Genomic DNA, 16,931 nt, shown 5'->3' on the forward strand with positions numbered 1-16,931 from the left:
ATACCGGGCAGGCCTCACTGGGCGCTGCGCAGGCCTTCCTCACGTACGTCCTGAACGCCTTGGCGGGCATCCTGCACGGCTTTCTGGGCCTTGGCTGCCTGTGCCTTGCGCTCGGCGACGCGGGCGTCCCATTCGGCCTGTTCGGCCAGTCGCTTGGCTTCGTCGTACTTCTTGTCATGCATGGCGATTTCCGCCTGCTTGAACTTGTCTTGCGCCGCTTTCATCTCCACGGCGGCAAACTCGGTGCCGCCTGCGCTGACGGCAGAGTTCACGGCAGACTGGGTCACCGCGTACTGCTCGGTCGGCGGGTTGCCAGCACAGCCAGCCAGTACCAGGCTGCTGCCAAGCGCCAGCGCGGCCAGCTTGAGCCCGCGCAGAGAGTTGGACGGGAATTTTTCGGTGCGGGTCTTCATGGTGGTCAACTCCATTGGATCACTCCTGATAACGATGTCCGTAGCAGTCCATCGCTCCCTGACATACACATGTGCTCGAGTCCAAGGCCAAACACCATGCGTGCAGGGTTTTTGCGTGATGGCTATTGGCTCCGACTTGAGCGTTTTCAGAATAGTTCAGAAAAAGTTGCGTAGGCTTCGTAATTATTTCTGACTGGTCGGTCAGTGCTTTTCCTACGGAACTATTGCCGCGCGGGGCAGTATTCGTGGGCCTTGCGGCTCAGGCGTCGCGCTTGGGGAGTGGCTGGCTGAGGTCGTGCAGATGCCGCCGCGACAGGCTTAGGAAGCGTGGCGTGGGGCCGATATCTTCGGAAAGCGGGGCTACAAAGGAAATTTTTCGCAGTCGAGGTAAGCCAGCACAGCTCAGCTTAGACCAAGTCTGTGGAAAGCAGTGGTCTCATCAGGGTGACAAGCTCAGCACCGTTTCGTGGTGTGCCTGAGCGTTCGATGTTAAAACGCCTGTATAGGATTCCTTCTGAATGATGGCGAGCTACGAGCGATGGCACCAAGGAAGAGCAAGACGGTTGAGGTCATGGGAGAAGGGCCGAGCGTTGGCACCCGTGATGACTTTTCTGAAACCACCAAAATCGAGCTACTGGTAAGAGCTGCAAACCTGTGTTCGCGTTGCCGTGTCTTCACGGTCGGCTCAACTCATGCTGGTGACAGGAAAAACAGCATTGGAGTCGCTGCACATATTTGTGCCGCTGCCTCTGGACCGGGGGCTAAACGGTATGACCCAAACCAAACCAAAGCCGAAAGAAAACACTTCGATAACGGCATCTGGATGTGTTATTCGTGCTCCAAGCTGATCGATAACGAAGAAAACTTCCATACGGCTGATCGTTTAAGAGAAATGAAGGCTGCTCATCAAGCCTACGTTTCGTCTTTGGTTGGCGTAATTCCGATGGCGCCGTTTGAGGCTGAAAACAAAATTCGTGCTGGTATTATCGAAGCTACTACTTTTTTAATTTGTAAATCTGGTAATCCAGCTAGTTTTGACGTTTCAGCCGTTGTTGAAGGTTATGAGGATTCCATAAATAGCCTTGATCCAAATTTTAGAGTGGAGGTTACTGCTACGAGTGATGCGGTGGTGCATCAGTTGATTCCCGTAGTAAGTCCCGCTCCAGAAATTCAGATGGTTTTCAATGATGATGCAGTTGAAGCCGCTGATTTGGCATGGCAAAACATGAAAGAATTGGGCGACTCCATCCACATACCCACCAAAAATTTTAAATTTGTCGGGTCTAAGCTTTTTGAGCATCTTAGTGAAGTGAGTGATGGAGGGACGTTGACACTGACCCCTCTTAAAAGACGACTTGAGACGACCATCTATTTTAAAGGTGATGGGCAGGAGTTCGAGTTTGCCTCTACTGAATCTCTGATGGGAAGAGGCTCCAAGCAATTCGATATCGAAGGCTCTGCGTTAGGTGGTTTTTTCACATATCGCTACTTCATTCGTAGTGAGTCCACGGTAGATGCAAGCTTTACGTTTGATGTTGCTGGATGGTTGGGGCAGTCGCTTGATAACTTGAGTCATTATTATCGTATTAAGCGGGCCTATGATTTCTTGCTGAGGTATCCAAATTCAAGTGTGGTAATCGAGATTGTGTTAAACGGAAAGCCTTTGCGGCTTTGGGAGGGAACTGAAACAGACTACTCATCATTATTTTCCCGATTGAAAGAAATTGTGGAGATAGCTGAGTTTTCCCGAACGATAGCGTCAAAGCTCTCGAAACAGGTGGTTTTGAAAAGGTTGGAGTTGACAAGACAAGATGAAAGATTTGTTCAACTATACGGCAATCTGTACAAGGGGGAGGTTGTACGTAAGCTTGATTATGGCGAAAAGATATTCACTGCTCGTATAGCTGATGCACAGCGTGAGAGCATTAAGGTGTTCTGCTCAGAAGAAGAGTCAGAAGTCAAAATTCAGAAAGCTCCCATAATAGATTTATTTGGCAACTTAATTAGAATGCCAATTATGACTAAAAGGGTTTCATGTTTTGACATGGTTTTTTTCTCCAGTATCCGTCAAGATGATAGGGGGAGTCTATGGTGCATCGGATTGGCAAATCATTCTAGTGAATCGATAATCTCAATTACTCCCGATGAAATTCCCCTGCTTTGCGATGATGAGGATTTTGCACATGGATGAGGTTACGCTGATGGATCGAAGTCGCGTCCTTCATGAAGCACTTGAACAGTGTGGGTGGGAGAACCCAGAGGAAGTTATCCAACGTGTGAAGCGTCTCGACCTAGGGCTACCAGCCGAGGATGAATTCGCCGTCATCTGTAGCTGGCTCGGGAAGTGTTCGCTGGTCCATAAACTGGATCAGCAGCAAATTCCGAAATCTTCCCGAGAAACCTATCAGGTTCCCGATTTACTGGCAGTTTTCAACACTGCAAATAATCAGTATAGGGTTCTCGTCGAAGTCAAAACTAAGCAAGAAAAAATCCTCACTCTCAGAGCGAAAGACAGGGAGAAATTACTCAAGTATGGTGAAATGCTTGGGCTACCTGTCTTGTTTGCGTGGAAGTATCACGGCCTTTGGATGTTGTTTGACATTTCGTTGTTCGAGCGATTTAACAAAAATTATCGAATCGACTTTTTCACCGCTATATCTAATAGCTTGATGAGTCTCCTAGCGGGTGACATGAATTATCAGCTAGGGGAGGGTGTAGGTCTTTATCTAAAATTAAAAAAAGACAAGATGCATGGCAGTGATGAAAGTGTGGAGACTTGGAAAGCAAAAATTGAAGACGTTTATCTTCGTGATTTCAATGGTGAAAAACAATACAGATTTTCGCCCAAAACCCTTTCGATTCTGAACACTTGCGAGATTGAAGAAAATACGGAAGTAGATGATGAGTACATCAGTCAAAGCTTCGTCGTCCGTCCAGATACAGGGAATATGGCACATAGAGCCATGGAAAAACTACTGAAGATGGCAGATGGTCACACAAACATTCATTGGCGGTCTCTGGTGGTTGATGAGTCACCTCTTCATTCTATAGCTGATTTTCAAAGTGCCTTAAATGAAGCTTTGAAGCAGAAATTTGTAAAATACATTCTTATCCAGCATCCTCGGCAATATCCGGCTTTCATAAGGGATGATGATAAAGCTCAAGGGGTTAATTGATGTCTGTTATTCAGGTTGAAAAAGCATTACATGATTTCGCCGTTAGGAAAACGGGTTCTGCAATTGTCTTGAAAGGGGAGTGGGGGACTGGTAAGACTTATCTTTGGAACTCCATAATCAAGAAATATAGCTCAAATTTTGGTCGTGGTAATTACTCATATGTGTCATTGTTCGGTATTAACTCACTGGCCGACTTGAAGCGTTCGATTTTTGAGAATACGGTGCCATCTGCTAAGGCGAATACTGTCACCAGTAAAGATTCTGTCATCGAAAATCTAAAAAAGTTAGATTTTAGCGATGCACTAGGCGGGCTGAGAAAAATATTTAGCTTTGGGAAGGAAGCTAAAATTCCATTTGTGGGAAGTTTTGGTGGTGTAATTGATTCAATTCAGTATTCTTTGGTGTCAGATACCATCATCTGTATCGACGATTTTGAACGTCGAGGTAAATCGCTATCAGCGAGAGACGTTTTAGGTTTGGTTTCAAATCTGGTTGAGTCTAAAGATTGTTCAGTTATCCTCATTCTTAATGAGGGGTCTCTGGAGAAGAGTGATGAGTTTTTTACCTTCAGCGAAAAGGTTTTTGATTACGAGGTTTTGTATGGTCCATCAACTAAAGATTCGGTTGGTCTGATTTTTGATGCAAATAACACTTTGCTAAAAAAGATTAGCGAAAATTGCGAATTTCTTGATATAAATAATATACGCTTGCTCAGGAAGATTGAGCTGTTTGCAAGTCTGCTTAGTGAGAAATTGAAGGGCTGTCAAAGTCTTGTGATTGAACAGGCGTGTAGAATATTGCCATTAGCGGTTTTGGCTATTTATGGTGAGCGAAACTCAAAAGTAGATTTAGAGTTTATTCTCTCTCACGGGCATTCGGGACGTCTACGGTTACCAGACCCAGAATCTACAGGTGAGGATGCTGAAGCTGCTCGACTAGAGGCAGAAAAAACTTCATTTCTTCAAGAGTATGGATTTGCAAGATGTAGCGAATTTGACTTGGCTATTATAAATCTCGTCAAGAAAGGTTATGCAGACGAAGATTTGATAAAGAAAATTGTAGAAGAAATCGAAAGAGAGATTCGCCACAATAATGACATAGCTGTTCTTCGTGATGCTTGGAAACTTTATAATTCTTCATTTTTCGATAATGAGCCAGAGGTTTTGCTGGCGTTCGATAAAGCTATCAAGGTGGGGCTTGATAAGTTTACATTGGAAGACTTGGATTCTGTTGCTTTTCTTTATTATGGTCTTGGTAAGGAAAAAGAAATACAACCGATAATTGATAAGTTCTTCAGTGATTTTTATCCGGCTCATGGGGTTCTAGATAAAGATAGTGTTTTTCAGTGGCCATCTAACCCTTACGTTGGTCAGTCTTTGGAGAAATATTTTGAAGGTCTGGTGTTTAAAGGTAGCTTTTCTGAGTTGATGAATGCTGCTTTCGAAAGCCCTAATAATAGTTATGAAATTATAAAGGGGCTTGCTGAAAAAAATGAACTCGAATTTTATGACTATTTTTCACGCCTGAATGATCAGGCTTTCACTTACCATGCTCGCTTGCTACTGAAGCTCGGCAATACTTCTTTCTCGAATCAAGAGGATGCTTTGGTCTATAGGGATATTTTTGTTAAAACCTTTGCCGCTCTAAAAAGGCTCTCAGAAACAACGGCTCTAAATAAGCTGCGAATGAGTAAGTTTGTTTCTTATGAGCAATTATATCTCAGGGAGTTGAGGCGAATTCAGAAGGAGAAAGAGGAGGCCGCTGCAGCCGCTGCAGCCCCAAAGTCAGAATGATAAGGTCTAACTTTGCTTGGTTGGAGTATTCAAAGATTTAGAGATTTTATTCTCTGCTTCCACAAATGCAGGTGTCTTACCGGCATCTGCATAAACCTCTTCACCTTCCTCAATCCTGATGACCTGTGAACCTTTCACATAGGGAATGGCTTGCTCCGCTTCCTTTATAGCCGCTTGCAAAAGGCCCTCAGTGATGGTGGCTTCATCGAGTTCATACGTCTCTGCGAAAGCCTTAATTTTGATCAAGTCATGCTTTCTGAGGGTCAGGGTGTACTCCACTCGATCAGCGGTTTCCTGCGATTTGCTTTCCCACTGACTGAGCATTTCCTTGAAGGTGTTCATGGCCTACCTCTATATATGCTGTGATTCCAAATCTGACCGAAACAGCGGGGGCAGTTGGGGCTGGACTCAATCAACGCCCCGGAATACGTGCCCTAGACTGACTTTCGTGTTTTTCCTATCGTGTGCTCGCTTTCTTCGTACAGCGGATCACCTTCTTCATCGGTGGCGATCACCTGCTGGCCCTTCACGTAGGGGAAGCTGGCTTCGAGTTCTTCGAGCGCGGCGGCGACCAGCTCGCCGAGCAGTTCTTCGGTGGTGCGCTTGGGGTACATCTCGACCAACGCGGCCAGGCGCGCCTCGGATTCCAGGTCAAGGTGCAGGTGGTGCCCGGTGGGGCTGAGGGTGCCAGCGGCGTTCTGTTCCCAGTGTTGTGCGAGCTCGCGGATTTTCATGATGACCTCTGTAGAACCGTGACATGAGCTGTGAGGGCCGTCTCTTCACTTTAGTTGCATTGGCCGATCCCGGCTTGCCTTGCGGGGGCGCCTGTGGGCACTCTTGGAGCAATGACCTGGGCGGCGGCGCGGGTGGACCGCGCGATAAGGAGAGCCAATGACCGATATCGATGTGCGCTTGCGTGAGGATGTCCATCTGTTGGGTGAACTGCTGGGCGAGACCATCCGCCAGCAGCATGGCGAGGCATTCCTGCAGAAGATCGAGGATATCCGTCACAGCGCGAAGGCCGATCGCCGTGGCGCGGCCGAGCAGTTGAGCTCCACGCTTGGCGATCTTGCAGACGATGACCTGTTGCCGGTCGCCCGAGCCTTCAACCAGTTCCTCAACCTGGCCAACATTGCCGAGCAGTACCAGTTGATCCATCGCCGTGGCGCCGACCAGCCGGCACCATTCGAGGACCGCGCATTGCCCGAGTTGCTGGCGCGGCTCAAGCAGGCCGGGCACGCCGACGATGCCTTGGCCCGGCAACTGGCCAAGCTGGACATCCAGCTGGTACTCACCGCCCACCCCACCGAGGTGGCGCGGCGTACGCTGATCCAGAAGTACGACGCCATCGCCGCGCAGCTTGCCGCCCAGGACCATCGCGACCTCACGCCGGCCGAACGCCAGCAGGTGCGCGAACGCCTGCGTCGGTTGATCGCCGAAGCCTGGCACACCGAGGAGATTCGCCGCACCCGTCCAACGCCGGTCGATGAGGCCAAATGGGGCTTTGCGGTGATCGAGCATTCGCTGTGGCAGGCGATTCCCAGCCACTTGCGCAAGGTCGACAAGGCGTTGTTCGAGGCCACGGGCCTGCACCTGCCGCTGGAGGCGGCGCCAGTGCGTTTCGCCTCGTGGATGGGCGGCGACCGCGATGGCAACCCCAACGTCACCGCCTCGGTCACCCGCGAGGTGCTGTTGTTGGCACGCTGGATGGCGGCCGACCTGTTCCTGCGCGATATCGACTACCTCGCCGCCGAACTGTCCATGCAACAGGCCAGCGACGCCCTGCGCGCCAAGGTAGGTGACAGCGCCGAGCCCTACCGCGCCTTCCTCAAGCAACTGCGTGATCGCCTGCGTGCCACCCGGGCCTGGGCCCATGCCGCATTGGCCGGCCCGCAGCCTGCAAGTGCCGAAGTGCTTGTCGACAATCGCCAACTGATCGAGCCCTTGCAGCTGTGCTATCAGTCCCTGCATGCCTGTGGCATGGGGGTGATCGCCGATGGTCCGTTGCTCGACTGCCTGCGCCGGGCGGTGACCTTCGGCCTGTTCCTGGTGCGCCTGGACGTGCGTCAGGATGCGGCCCGGCACCGCGACGCGCTGTCGGAGATCACCGAGTACCTGGGGCTCGGGCGTTATGCCGAGTGGGATGAAGAACAACGTATCGCCTTCCTCCAGGCCGAGCTGAAAAACCGCCGGCCGCTGCTGCCCGCCCACTTCCAGCCCCAGGCCGAGACCGCCGAGGTGCTCGCCACCTGTCGCGAGATCGCGGCGGCGCCCGCGGCTTCTCTGGGCTCCTATGTCATCTCCATGGCGGGCGCCGCCTCCGATGTGCTGGCGGTGCAATTGCTGCTCAAGGAGGCCGGGCTGACTCGGCCGATGCGCGTGGTGCCGCTGTTCGAGACCCTTGCTGACCTGGACAACGCCGGCCCGGTGATGGCGCGCCTGCTCGGTTTGCCCGGCTATCGCTCCGGGCTGCACGGGCCGCAGGAAGTGATGATCGGTTACTCGGACTCGGCCAAGGATGCCGGTACCACGGCGGCAGCCTGGGCGCAGTACCGGGCACAGGAAAACCTGGTACGCATCTGCCGTGAACACCAGGTCGAGCTGCTGCTGTTCCACGGCCGCGGTGGCACCGTCGGCCGTGGCGGTGGCCCGGCCCATGCGGCGATCCTTTCCCAGCCGCCAGGGTCGGTGGCGGGGCGTTTCCGCACGACCGAACAGGGCGAGATGATCCGCTTCAAGTTCGGCCTGCCGGGGATCGCCGAACAGAACCTCAATCTCTATCTGGCGGCGGTGCTCGAGGCGACCTTGCTGCCGCCGCCACCGCCCGAGCCTGCCTGGCGCGAACTGATGGACCAGCTCGCCGCCGATGGGGTGAAGGCTTATCGCGCGGTGGTTCGCGAGAACCCTGATTTCGTCGAGTACTTCCGTCAGTCCACCCCGGAGCAGGAGCTTGGGCGCCTGCCGTTGGGCAGTCGGCCAGCCAAGCGCCGGGCGGGCGGCATCGAAAGCCTGCGGGCCATCCCGTGGATCTTCGGCTGGACCCAGACGCGCCTGATGCTCCCTGCCTGGCTGGGATGGGAAACCGCGCTGGGCAATGCCCTGGCGCGTGGCCAGGGTGAGCTGCTGGGGCAGATGCGTGAGCAATGGCCGTTCTTCCGCACTCGCATCGACATGCTGGAGATGGTGCTGGCCAAGGCCGATGCGGAAATTGCCAAGGCCTACGACGAACGTCTAGTGCAACCGGCGCTGCTGCCTTTGGGGGCACATCTGCGCGACCTATTGTCGCAGTCGTGCCAGGTGGTGTTGGGCCTGACCGGCCAGCCGGTGCTACTGGCGCACAGCCCGGAGACCCTGGAATTCATCAGCCTGCGCAACACCTATCTGGACCCGCTGCACCGCCTGCAGGCGGAACTGCTGGCGCGTTCGCGGGTGCGCGAAGCCGCTCTGGACAGCCCGCTGGAGCAGGCCCTGCTGGTGACCGTGGCCGGTATTGCCGCCGGTTTGCGCAACACCGGCTGAGGCCGTCGGGCAGCGCCGCACCGGGTTGTACGGTGGTGCAGCCGGGGGATGCATCGGGGTAGGTTGCGATGGGTGCAACCTGCTCGGCAGAAGGGCGCCAGATGGGCGTTCGTGCAATTTTGGAACGCTTGTCTGGCTGCCGGGCGCTGTGTATCTTGAGCAGCCTTTTGACCGATTTTCCGGTCTGATCCGATTTTCCGGACTTGGCCCTGAACGCCGAATCCATTGATTTGCAATAAAAAAATATGAGGAGCACAAGATGCGCGTAATTCTGCTGGGAGCTCCCGGGGCCGGTAAAGGTACTCAGGCAAAGTTCATCACCGAGAAGTTCGGTATTCCACAGATCTCCACCGGCGACATGCTGCGTGCCGCTGTCAAGGCCGGCACCCCGCTGGGGCTGGAACTGAAGAAAGTCATGGACGCCGGCCAGCTGGTTTCCGACGATCTGATCATCAGCCTGGTGAAGGAGCGCATCGCTCAGCCAGACTGCGCCAAGGGCTGCCTGTTCGACGGTTTCCCACGCACCATCCCGCAGGCCGAAGCCATGGTCGCTGCCGGTGTCGACATTGATGCCGTGGTCGAAATCGCCGTGGACGACGAAGAGATCGTCGGTCGCATGGCCGGTCGCCGCGTGCACCTGGCCTCGGGCCGCACCTACCACATCCAGTACAACCCGCCGAAAGTGGCAGGCAAGGACGATGTCACCGGCGAAGACCTGATCCAGCGCGACGACGACAAGGAAGAAACCGTGCGTCACCGCCTGTCGGTCTACCACAGCCAGACCAAGCCGCTGGTGGACTTCTACCAGAAGCTGTCGGCCGCCAACGCCGGCAAGCCCAAGTACGCCCACATCGAAGGCGTCGGCTCGGTCGAGTCGATCACCGCCAAGGTGCTGGCAGCCCTGAGCTGATCGCCCTCTGCGTTTTACAACGGCCCGCTTGCGGGCCGTTGTCGTTTATACTGCCGCTCTTTTCCCTTTCGCCTGGATACACGTTCGATGACCACCCTGCTGGCCCTGGATACCGCCACCGAAGCCTGTTCCGTCGCCCTGCTGCATGACGGCAAGGTGACCAGCCATTACGAGGTGATCCCGCGCCAGCACGCGCAGAAGCTGCTGCCGATGATCAAGCAGTTGCTCGCCGACTCCGGTGTCGCCCTGAGCGCAGTGGATGCCATCGCCTTTGGCCGTGGGCCTGGGGCCTTCACCGGTGTGCGCATCGCCATCGGTGTGGTCCAGGGGCTGGCATTCGCCCTCGAACGGCCGGTGCTGCCGGTGTCGAACCTCGCCGCCCTGGCCCAGGGGGCGCTGCGCCAGCATGGTGTGCAGCAGGTGGCCGCGGCCATCGATGCACGCATGGATGAAGTGTACTGGGGCTGCTACCAGGCGCACGATGGCGAAATGCGCCTGCTCGACCAGGAGCGGGTGATCGCCCCTGAGCGGGTCGTACTGCCCGAGGGTGGCCAGTGGTTCGGTGCGGGCACCGGCTGGGGCTATGGCGAGCGTCTGGGCGTTCAGGTCGAGCGCTGCGATGCCCAGGCCCTGCCGCATGCCCTGGATATCCTCAGCCTGGCCGGTCATGCCTGGGCGCGGGGCGAGGCGGTCGTCGCCGAACAGGCGCAACCGGTCTATCTGCGCGATAATGTCGCCACGCCCAAGGCGCGCTGAGTGCAGTTCGTCGGCTATTGCCGTTCGAGATAAAACCTTTTGCGCGATCTGTGGTCCAGTTATCACACGCGCATTGGTGATGGACGCCTGATGCTGCTAGATTGCCATCATTGCTCCCGAGTGCACCCATCATGCGCATCGACGGTTTCTCCTCACAGTCCTACCCGGTCAAGCGCGCACCGCGCAAAGCATCGGTGCGCGACGAGAGCATCGACGATGCGCAGGTCATCGAGGACGTCGAAGACCACGAAGCCGAGCAGATCGCCCGCGCCAACCGCCGCAGCGCTGGCCTGCCAGCGCGCCAGCAGGACATGGTGTTCCCCCGCGCCCGCGACAGACGCACCGCCACCGCGTTGGCCAGCTACCTCAGCACCGCGGGTTTCACCGACTGGGAGATGGAAGTGCTGGGGTTGGACCTGTACATTTGATGGATGAATCCATCGCCTCTGCCTTATCACCTCGGTTGTCCGTCCTGGAGCGAGAACGCCTGGCGCGACTACCTCTATCCCGCCGACGCTCGCCCTGCTGAGTACCTTGGCCTGTACAGCCAGGTGTTCAATGCGGTCGAGGGCAACACCACCTTCTACGCCCGTCCTGCGCCTGCCACGGTGGAGCGCTGGGCCCAGGTCATGCCCCGGCAGTTTCGCTTCACTGCGAAGTTTCCCGGTGACGTCAGCCATGCTGGCGACCTGCGTGATCAGCTCGAATCCGCGCTGGACTTCACCCGCCTGCTGGCGCCGCTGGGCGAGCGAGTATCTCCCTACTGGCTGCAGCTACCGGCGCTGTTCGGCCCGTCGCGATTGGCGGAACTGAGCCACTTCCTCGACGAGATCGGTGTGCCGGTGGCCGTCGAGGTGCGCAACGATGCCTTCTTCGCCCGTGGCGATGAGGAGCGTCTGCTCAACCGGCTGTTGCATGAGCGCGGTGTGGAGCGAATCTGCCTGGATCCGCGGGCGCTGTTCAGTTGCACGTCGCGCGACCCAGCGGTGCTACACGCGCAGGCCAAGAAGCCCAAGGTGCCACCGCGTCCGGCCGCCTTCAGCCAGCACCCGCAGGTGCGCTTCATCGGTCATCCGGAGTTGGCCGCCAACGAAAGTTTTCTCACACCCTGGGTGGACAAGATCGCTGGCTGGATCGAAGAGGGGCGTTGCCCGTACATTTTCCTGCATACCTCCGACAACCGCCTGGCTGCTGCGCTGGCCCAGCATTTTCACCAACGCCTCATGGTGCGGTTGCCGGGCCTGGCGGCCTTGCCGGAATTGCCGCGCGCACCTGAGGTCGAACAGCTGGGACTACTCTGACCCCCAGACCCTGCCGGAGACCTGATCATGGATGTGCAAACCCTGCGAGCCGAAGCCTTCAAGAAGTTGCACGAGCGTGATGGCGCCTTCGTCATTCCCAACCCGTGGGATGCCGGGTCCGCCAAGCTGCTGGCGGCGCTGGGCTTCGAAGCTCTGGCCACCACAAGCGCAGGATTGGCCTTCAGTCTGGGCCGGCCTGATGCCGAGGGTGCACTGAGCCTCGACGAAACACTGGCCAATGCCCAGGCCATCGTCGATGCCACACCCCTGCCGGTGGCCGCAGACTTGGAGAACGGTTTCGGCGACCTGCCCGAAGACTGCGCGCAGACCATCCTGCGCGCGGCCGAGGCTGGGTTGGTGGGCGGCTCGATCGAGGACGCCACCGGTCGCAGCGAAGCCCCCATCCACGATCTTGGCCTGGCCGTCGAGCGTGTCCGCGCCGCAGTTCAGGCGGCCCGCGGCCTGCCATTTCCTTTCACCCTGTGCGCCCGTGCGGAAAACCTCCTGCACGGGCGCCTGGACCTGGATGACACCATCAAACGCCTGCAGGCGTTTGCCGAGGCGGGCGCCGATGTGCTCTACGCCCCAGGCCTGCGCAGTGTCGACGAGATTCGTGCAGTGGTGCAGGCGGTGGCGCCCAAACCGGTCAATGTGCTGCTGGGCATGGCGGGTGTGCCGCTGTGCGTGAATCAGTTGCAGGACCTGGGGGTGCGCCGGATCAGCGTCGGCTCGTCGCTGGCGCGTGCGGCACTGGGCGCGTTCCAGCGTGCGGCGCTGGAGATTCGGGATCAGGGCACCTTCAGCTATGGCGAACAGGCGATGCCGTTCGCCCAGCTCAACGACCTGTTCCGACGCTGACCGGCCATGCGCTTGCTGGCGATGGTGCTGGGCGGGCTGATGGCCGCAGGCGCGCTTGCCTGGTATCTGGGTTGGCGTCCACCGGCAGCGTGGAATCCCTGGGCGGCGCTCGATGTGCGTCAGCCGCCGAACCTGCTGACGGCCTACAAGCTGTCACGTCTGCGTGACGACCCGGCTTTGTGTCGACAGGCGCTGCAAACGTCTGCGCTGCGTTATCGAGAACAGGCCGACAGCCCGGAAACGGCGCGTTGCCCGTTACGCAATGTGTGGCGTATCGAAGGTGGCGAGGCGCGCCTGAGCAGCAGCTTTCTCGCCAGTTGTCCGCTGGCGGTGGCCTATGCGCTGTTCGAGACCCACGGCTTGCAGCCTGCGGCGCAGCGTGTGTTCGGCCAGTCGGTGGCACAGGTGGATCACCTGGGCAGCTTTGCCTGTCGCAATATCTATCATCGCGAGCAGGGGCGGCTCAGCCAGCACGCCACGGCCAATGCCCTGGACATCAGTGGCTTTCGCTTGAAGGATGGCCAACGCATCGTGCTGGCGCGAGACTGGCAGGCGGGGGGAGCGAAGGCGCAATTCCTGCGCGAAGTGCGCGATGCGGCCTGCGAGAGCTTCAGTACGGTGCTGGGGCCTGACTACAACGCTGCCCACGCGAATCACTTTCATCTGGACGCGGGGCTTTGGCAGGTCTGCCGCTGACTCAGGCGTGTACGCGCACGTTGTTCAGCACCACAGGGCGGGCCCAGTGGGTATCGAATTCCAGGTCGTTTTGCTGTTTGGCGAGGGTCGCGTCGTCGAAGGGTTCCGGAGCCGGTTCGAGCAGGTACTTCTCCAGTTCGGCGATCGGCAGGTGCAGCGGACGCGGCGAAGGCGCCGGGCCCGGCTCGGGCGAGGGATGGCCCTGGTTCATCACCAGCGGGCGCAGCCAGCTGCCATTGAGGTCGAGCTGGCGCTGCTGCTCGATCAGTTCGCTGGCGCTGAAGGGTTCGGGCGCCGGCTCCAGCAGGTTGGCTTCCAGTTCTGCCTTGGGCAGGAACAGCGGCTCGGGCGGACGCACCTCGGTATCCTGAACCGGCAGCGCGCGCTGAATCTCGATCAATGCCAGCGCCTTGGCGCCGCCCAGTGGCTCGCCGCTGTCCTTGTCGTACTGGCGGGTCAAGGCCTGGCTGAAGCTGTCCTGCTCTTCTGCGGACTGCTCGGCCATCGCGCGGGCGAAGAAGTCCTGCCACAGGTGGCTGACGCCGCCCAGAGCCTGGGTATTCTGGCGACCGTAGTTGCCGACTGGCGACAGGTAGGTCAAACCGATGGGAAGAGTATCTGACATGGCAGTCGCGCGCGTTGTGCTCTGGCAGAATAGCGGATAGAGCTTTTATCGGCCGTGGCCGGGGTTTCATTAATTTTTTCGAGTGCGGGATCGGATGGCAGAGCAAGAGCAGGGCACAGGTATCAGGGTCGAGGCGCTGTCGGCGCCGTTCCAGGCGCAGGCGCAGGATTGGGCGCAGCGTCTGGGCCTGCCGCAGGAGGATGACTCGGCGCAGTTCGCCGTGCAGATCGGCGCTGATGGTCTGCAGATCCAGCAATTGGGGCCGCAGGCCCCCGGTCCGGTGCGGGTGGATTTCGTCGAAGGGCAGGCGGCGCATCGACGCCTGTTCGGCGGCGGCAATGGGCAGATGATCGCAAAGGCGGTCGGTATCGCCCAAGGCGTTCGGCCTCAGGTGCTGGATGCCACCGCGGGGTTGGGCAAGGATGCTTTCGTGCTGGCGAGCCTGGGCTGCCAGATGACCCTGATCGAACGCCAGCCGCTGATTGCTGCGTTGCTCGAGGATGGCCTGGCGCGTGGGCGCCTGGATGCTGAAGTGGCGCCGATCGTCGAGCGCATGCGCTTGCTGACGGGCAATGCCATCGAACGCATGCGCGATTGGCAGGGCGAGGCGCCGCAGGTGATCTACCTCGACCCGATGTTCCCGCACCGTGACAAGAGCGCACTGGTGAAGAAGGAAATGCGCGTGTTCCGCCCGCTGGTGGGCGACGATCTGGATGCTCCGGCATTGCTGGAGGCCGCGCTGGCGCTGGCCAGCCACCGGGTCGTGGTCAAGCGCCCACGCAAGGCACCGATCATCGACGGGCCAAAGCCGAGCCATAGCCTGGAGGGCAAGTCCAGTCGCTACGATATCTACCCGAAGAAGGCGTTGAAGGCTTAGGGTAAGCGGGCGCCGAATCGCCGCGAACACCGGCAAAGCCGGTGCCATGCATCGCGGTGTACTTTTCGCGGGCAAGCCCGCTCCTACAGGTGGCTGCTATACGCCCGCATGAACACCCCGACCACCTCGCGCACATGCTGCTCGGCTTCCTCTCCGGCCAGCGGCGGTGCGCAACCGAGCAACAGCCGGTAATCGGCGGCGCCCTTGATCAGGCAGAAGAAATGCTCGGCCGCGCGCAACGGATTCTCCATCCGCAGCAACCCGCGTGCATCGACGCAGCGCAGCAGCGCCTCCATTTCGGCCAGCACCCGCTTGGGCCCCACCTCGTAGAAGAACTGCCCAAGCCCCGGGTCCTGGCTCCCCAAAGCCATGATCAGGCGCGTCAGCTTGACCGACTCGTCGCTGCTGATCAGCGCCTGGAAGCCCCGGGCAATTTTGAGCAGCACGTCTTCGATCGGCACGCCCTCGGGCAGCTCGAAGATCAGGTCGGGCAGTTGCGTCTGGCAGGTGGCCATGACCGCCGAGCCGAACAGGGTCTGCTTGTCGTTGAAGTGGCTGTAGACCGTGAGTTTTGAAACACCTGCCGCCGCAGCGACCGCATCCATGCTGGTGTTGGCGTAGCCAAGGCTGAGGAACAGCGACTTAGCGGCTTCGAGGATGGCCTCGCGCTTGGCGAGATCCTTGGGCCGGCCAGGGCCTGTGGGTGCGTCGATGGGCATTGGAGTCCGTGTCTGTCTGATGAAGCGCTCATATTACCGAGTCGCGCGGCTCGCGGCTGCTACGCACGTCGCGGGATAAATACATTTTTTCTGTCTGGCACCCGCTTCCCGGCGTCGGTTCCCTGACTTAATATACCCGCCAGTATAATTATTCGATGCGTCCTCTGCGAAAGGTTATTCATCATGTTGCGTCGTGCGTCGCCCCTCGTCCTGCCCCTTGCCTGCGTCTTGCTGCTCACTGCCTGTGGCCAGGAGGCCGCGGCACCTGCGGCCCCGCGTCCGGCACTGGTGATCCAGCCCCAGCCCACCGGCGCTTCGGCCAACAGCTATCCGGGCGAAGTACGCGCCAGGTTCGAGCCGGAGCTGGCGTTTCGTATCGGCGGCAAGGTCAGCAAGCGCCTGGTCGAGGAAGGGCAGCGGGTCAAGGCCGACCAGCCACTGGCCGAGCTCGATCCGCAGGACGTGCGCCTGCAGTTGGAGGCCAACCGCGCGCAGATGGCCGCCGCCGAGGCGAACCTGTCGCTGGTGCGTGCCGAACGCGACCGTTACCAGAAGCTGCTTGACCGCCAGATGGTCAGCCATTCCCAGTTCGACAATGCCGAGAACCTCTACCGTGCGGGTCTTGCCCGCCTCAAGCAGGCCAAGGCGCAATTCGACGTGGCCGGCAACCATGCGGAATACGCTGTGCTGCGGGCGCCGCAGAACGGTGTGATCGCCAAGCGCCAGGTCGAAGTGGGCCAGGTGGTTGCGGCTGGGCAGACAGTATTCACCCTGGCAGCCGATGGCGAACGTGAGGTGGCCATCGGCCTGCCCGAGCAACAGTTTGCCCGCTTCACGGTGGGGCAGGCGGTAACTGTCGAACTCTGGTCGCACCCCGAGCAGCGCTTCGAGGGGCGTATCCGCGAGCTGTCGCCGGCCGCCGATCCACGCTCGCGCACCTTCGCTGCGCGAATTGCCTTCACATCGACGCAAGCCCCGGCAGAGCTGGGCCAGAGCGCCAGGGTGTACATCGCCCATGCCGAACGCTCGCCGCTGTCGGTGCCGCTGTCGGCGGTGACTGCCGAGCAGGGCCAGGCCTATGTCTGGCGAGTGGGCAAGGACAATCGGCTGGAGCGTGCGCCTGTTCGTCTCGGCCCCTATGGTGCCGACAGTGTGCCGGTGCTCGAAGGGCTGGGCGCCAGCGACTGGGTGGTCGCCGCAGGTGGCCACGTGCTGCGCGAAGGCCAGGAGGTACGGCCGGTCGATCGCAGCAACCGTGTGGTGAACCTGGCGAGCAAGGAGTAAGTCC

The 16,931-nt window shown here is 58.5% G+C and carries 17 protein-coding genes and 1 pseudogene; 12 read left to right on the forward strand and 6 right to left on the reverse strand.

The features are described 5' to 3' along the window. Positions 1–14: 14 nt before the first annotated feature. Both ACK3BK_RS05945 and ACK3BK_RS05950 read right to left on the reverse strand, forming a co-directional pair. Positions 15–428 (reverse strand): DUF4398 domain-containing protein, encoded by a 414-nt coding sequence (locus ACK3BK_RS05945; RefSeq protein WP_054895063.1) that lies wholly within the window; start codon positions 426–428, stop codon positions 15–17. Positions 429–672: 244 nt separating this feature from the next. Next, a pseudogene (locus tag ACK3BK_RS05950) lies at positions 673–771 on the reverse strand (pilin assembly protein); the annotation flags it as partial. A gap of 180 nt (positions 772–951) precedes the next feature. Between ACK3BK_RS05950 and ACK3BK_RS05955 the strand changes: the two are divergent. From ACK3BK_RS05955 to ACK3BK_RS05965, 3 genes are read left to right on the forward strand one after another with little or no spacing between them, the layout of a single operon-like run. Beyond that, positions 952–2,604, forward strand: coding sequence for a hypothetical protein (locus ACK3BK_RS05955; RefSeq protein WP_411383906.1), 1,653 nt, complete (start codon positions 952–954; stop codon positions 2,602–2,604). Continuing rightward, positions 2,597–3,589, forward strand: coding sequence for a hypothetical protein (locus tag ACK3BK_RS05960; protein ID WP_411383907.1), 993 nt, complete (start codon positions 2,597–2,599; stop codon positions 3,587–3,589). Before ACK3BK_RS05955 ends, ACK3BK_RS05960 begins: the two co-directional genes overlap by 8 nt. Next, the gene (locus tag ACK3BK_RS05965; RefSeq protein ID WP_411383908.1) at positions 3,589–5,382 is read left to right on the forward strand and encodes a P-loop NTPase fold protein; all 1,794 of its coding nucleotides are present in this window, start codon (positions 3,589–3,591) and stop codon (positions 5,380–5,382) included. Before ACK3BK_RS05960 ends, ACK3BK_RS05965 begins: the two co-directional genes overlap by 1 nt. A 6-nt stretch (positions 5,383–5,388) precedes the next feature. Here the strand turns inward: ACK3BK_RS05965 and ACK3BK_RS05970 are convergent, their stop codons facing one another. Both ACK3BK_RS05970 and ACK3BK_RS05975 read right to left on the reverse strand, forming a co-directional pair. Next, complete coding sequence (locus ACK3BK_RS05970; protein ID WP_238954831.1) at positions 5,389–5,724, reverse strand: hypothetical protein; 336 nt, start codon at positions 5,722–5,724, stop codon at positions 5,389–5,391. 92 nt (positions 5,725–5,816) lie between these two features. Then, the gene (locus tag ACK3BK_RS05975; RefSeq protein ID WP_411383909.1) at positions 5,817–6,116 is read right to left on the reverse strand and encodes a hypothetical protein; all 300 of its coding nucleotides are present in this window, start codon (positions 6,114–6,116) and stop codon (positions 5,817–5,819) included. A 157-nt stretch (positions 6,117–6,273) separates the two neighbouring features. Here ACK3BK_RS05975 and ppc point away from each other — a divergent pair, with 157 nt between their 5' ends. The 7 genes from ppc (at position 6,274) to ACK3BK_RS06010 (ending at position 13,422) form a co-directional block, all read left to right on the forward strand. Continuing rightward, on the forward strand, positions 6,274–8,901 hold the full coding sequence (ppc, locus tag ACK3BK_RS05980; protein WP_186720682.1) for a phosphoenolpyruvate carboxylase: 2,628 nt from the start codon (positions 6,274–6,276) through the stop codon (positions 8,899–8,901). Between the two features lie 259 nt (positions 8,902–9,160). Further along, entirely contained in the window at positions 9,161–9,811 is a 651-nt protein-coding gene (gene adk, locus ACK3BK_RS05985; protein ID WP_153773975.1) for an adenylate kinase, read from the forward strand. A gap of 87 nt (positions 9,812–9,898) precedes the next feature. Beyond that, positions 9,899–10,567, forward strand: a complete 669-nt coding sequence (tsaB, locus tag ACK3BK_RS05990; protein ID WP_186710648.1) for a tRNA (adenosine(37)-N6)-threonylcarbamoyltransferase complex dimerization subunit type 1 TsaB — start codon at positions 9,899–9,901, stop codon at positions 10,565–10,567. Positions 10,568–10,698: 131 nt separating this feature from the next. Then, positions 10,699–10,995, forward strand: coding sequence for a hypothetical protein (locus tag ACK3BK_RS05995; protein ID WP_186668644.1), 297 nt, complete (start codon positions 10,699–10,701; stop codon positions 10,993–10,995). Between the two features lie 3 nt (positions 10,996–10,998). Then, positions 10,999–11,868, forward strand: coding sequence for a DUF72 domain-containing protein (locus ACK3BK_RS06000; protein ID WP_411383910.1), 870 nt, complete (start codon positions 10,999–11,001; stop codon positions 11,866–11,868). Positions 11,869–11,895: 27 nt separating this feature from the next. Then, the gene (locus tag ACK3BK_RS06005) at positions 11,896–12,726 is read left to right on the forward strand and encodes an oxaloacetate decarboxylase (protein ID WP_411383911.1); all 831 of its coding nucleotides are present in this window, start codon (positions 11,896–11,898) and stop codon (positions 12,724–12,726) included. Between the two features lie 6 nt (positions 12,727–12,732). After that, complete coding sequence (locus tag ACK3BK_RS06010; protein WP_186668638.1) at positions 12,733–13,422, forward strand: extensin family protein; 690 nt, start codon at positions 12,733–12,735, stop codon at positions 13,420–13,422. A 1-nt stretch (position 13,423) separates the two neighbouring features. On the opposite strand, the gene ACK3BK_RS06015 is transcribed toward ACK3BK_RS06010, so the two are convergent. Then, positions 13,424–14,047 carry an energy transducer TonB gene (locus ACK3BK_RS06015; RefSeq protein ID WP_186668636.1) on the reverse strand — a complete coding sequence of 208 codons (624 nt, stop codon included), beginning with the start codon at positions 14,045–14,047 and terminating at the stop codon, positions 13,424–13,426. A 94-nt stretch (positions 14,048–14,141) separates the two neighbouring features. Here ACK3BK_RS06015 and ACK3BK_RS06020 point away from each other — a divergent pair, with 94 nt between their 5' ends. After that, complete coding sequence (locus ACK3BK_RS06020) at positions 14,142–14,924, forward strand: class I SAM-dependent methyltransferase (protein ID WP_186710653.1); 783 nt, start codon at positions 14,142–14,144, stop codon at positions 14,922–14,924. 83 nt (positions 14,925–15,007) lie between these two features. On the opposite strand, the gene ACK3BK_RS06025 is transcribed toward ACK3BK_RS06020, so the two are convergent. Continuing rightward, the gene (locus ACK3BK_RS06025; RefSeq protein WP_186668632.1) at positions 15,008–15,643 is read right to left on the reverse strand and encodes a TetR/AcrR family transcriptional regulator; all 636 of its coding nucleotides are present in this window, start codon (positions 15,641–15,643) and stop codon (positions 15,008–15,010) included. A gap of 183 nt (positions 15,644–15,826) precedes the next feature. Here ACK3BK_RS06025 and ACK3BK_RS06030 point away from each other — a divergent pair, with 183 nt between their 5' ends. Continuing rightward, the gene (locus ACK3BK_RS06030; protein WP_411383912.1) at positions 15,827–16,927 is read left to right on the forward strand and encodes an efflux RND transporter periplasmic adaptor subunit; all 1,101 of its coding nucleotides are present in this window, start codon (positions 15,827–15,829) and stop codon (positions 16,925–16,927) included. The last annotated feature ends 4 nt before the right edge of the window (positions 16,928–16,931 follow it).

It is taken from the genome of Pseudomonas sp. L7, from assembly GCF_046605565.1.
Classification (GTDB): domain Bacteria; phylum Pseudomonadota; class Gammaproteobacteria; order Pseudomonadales; family Pseudomonadaceae; genus Aquipseudomonas; species Aquipseudomonas wayambapalatensis.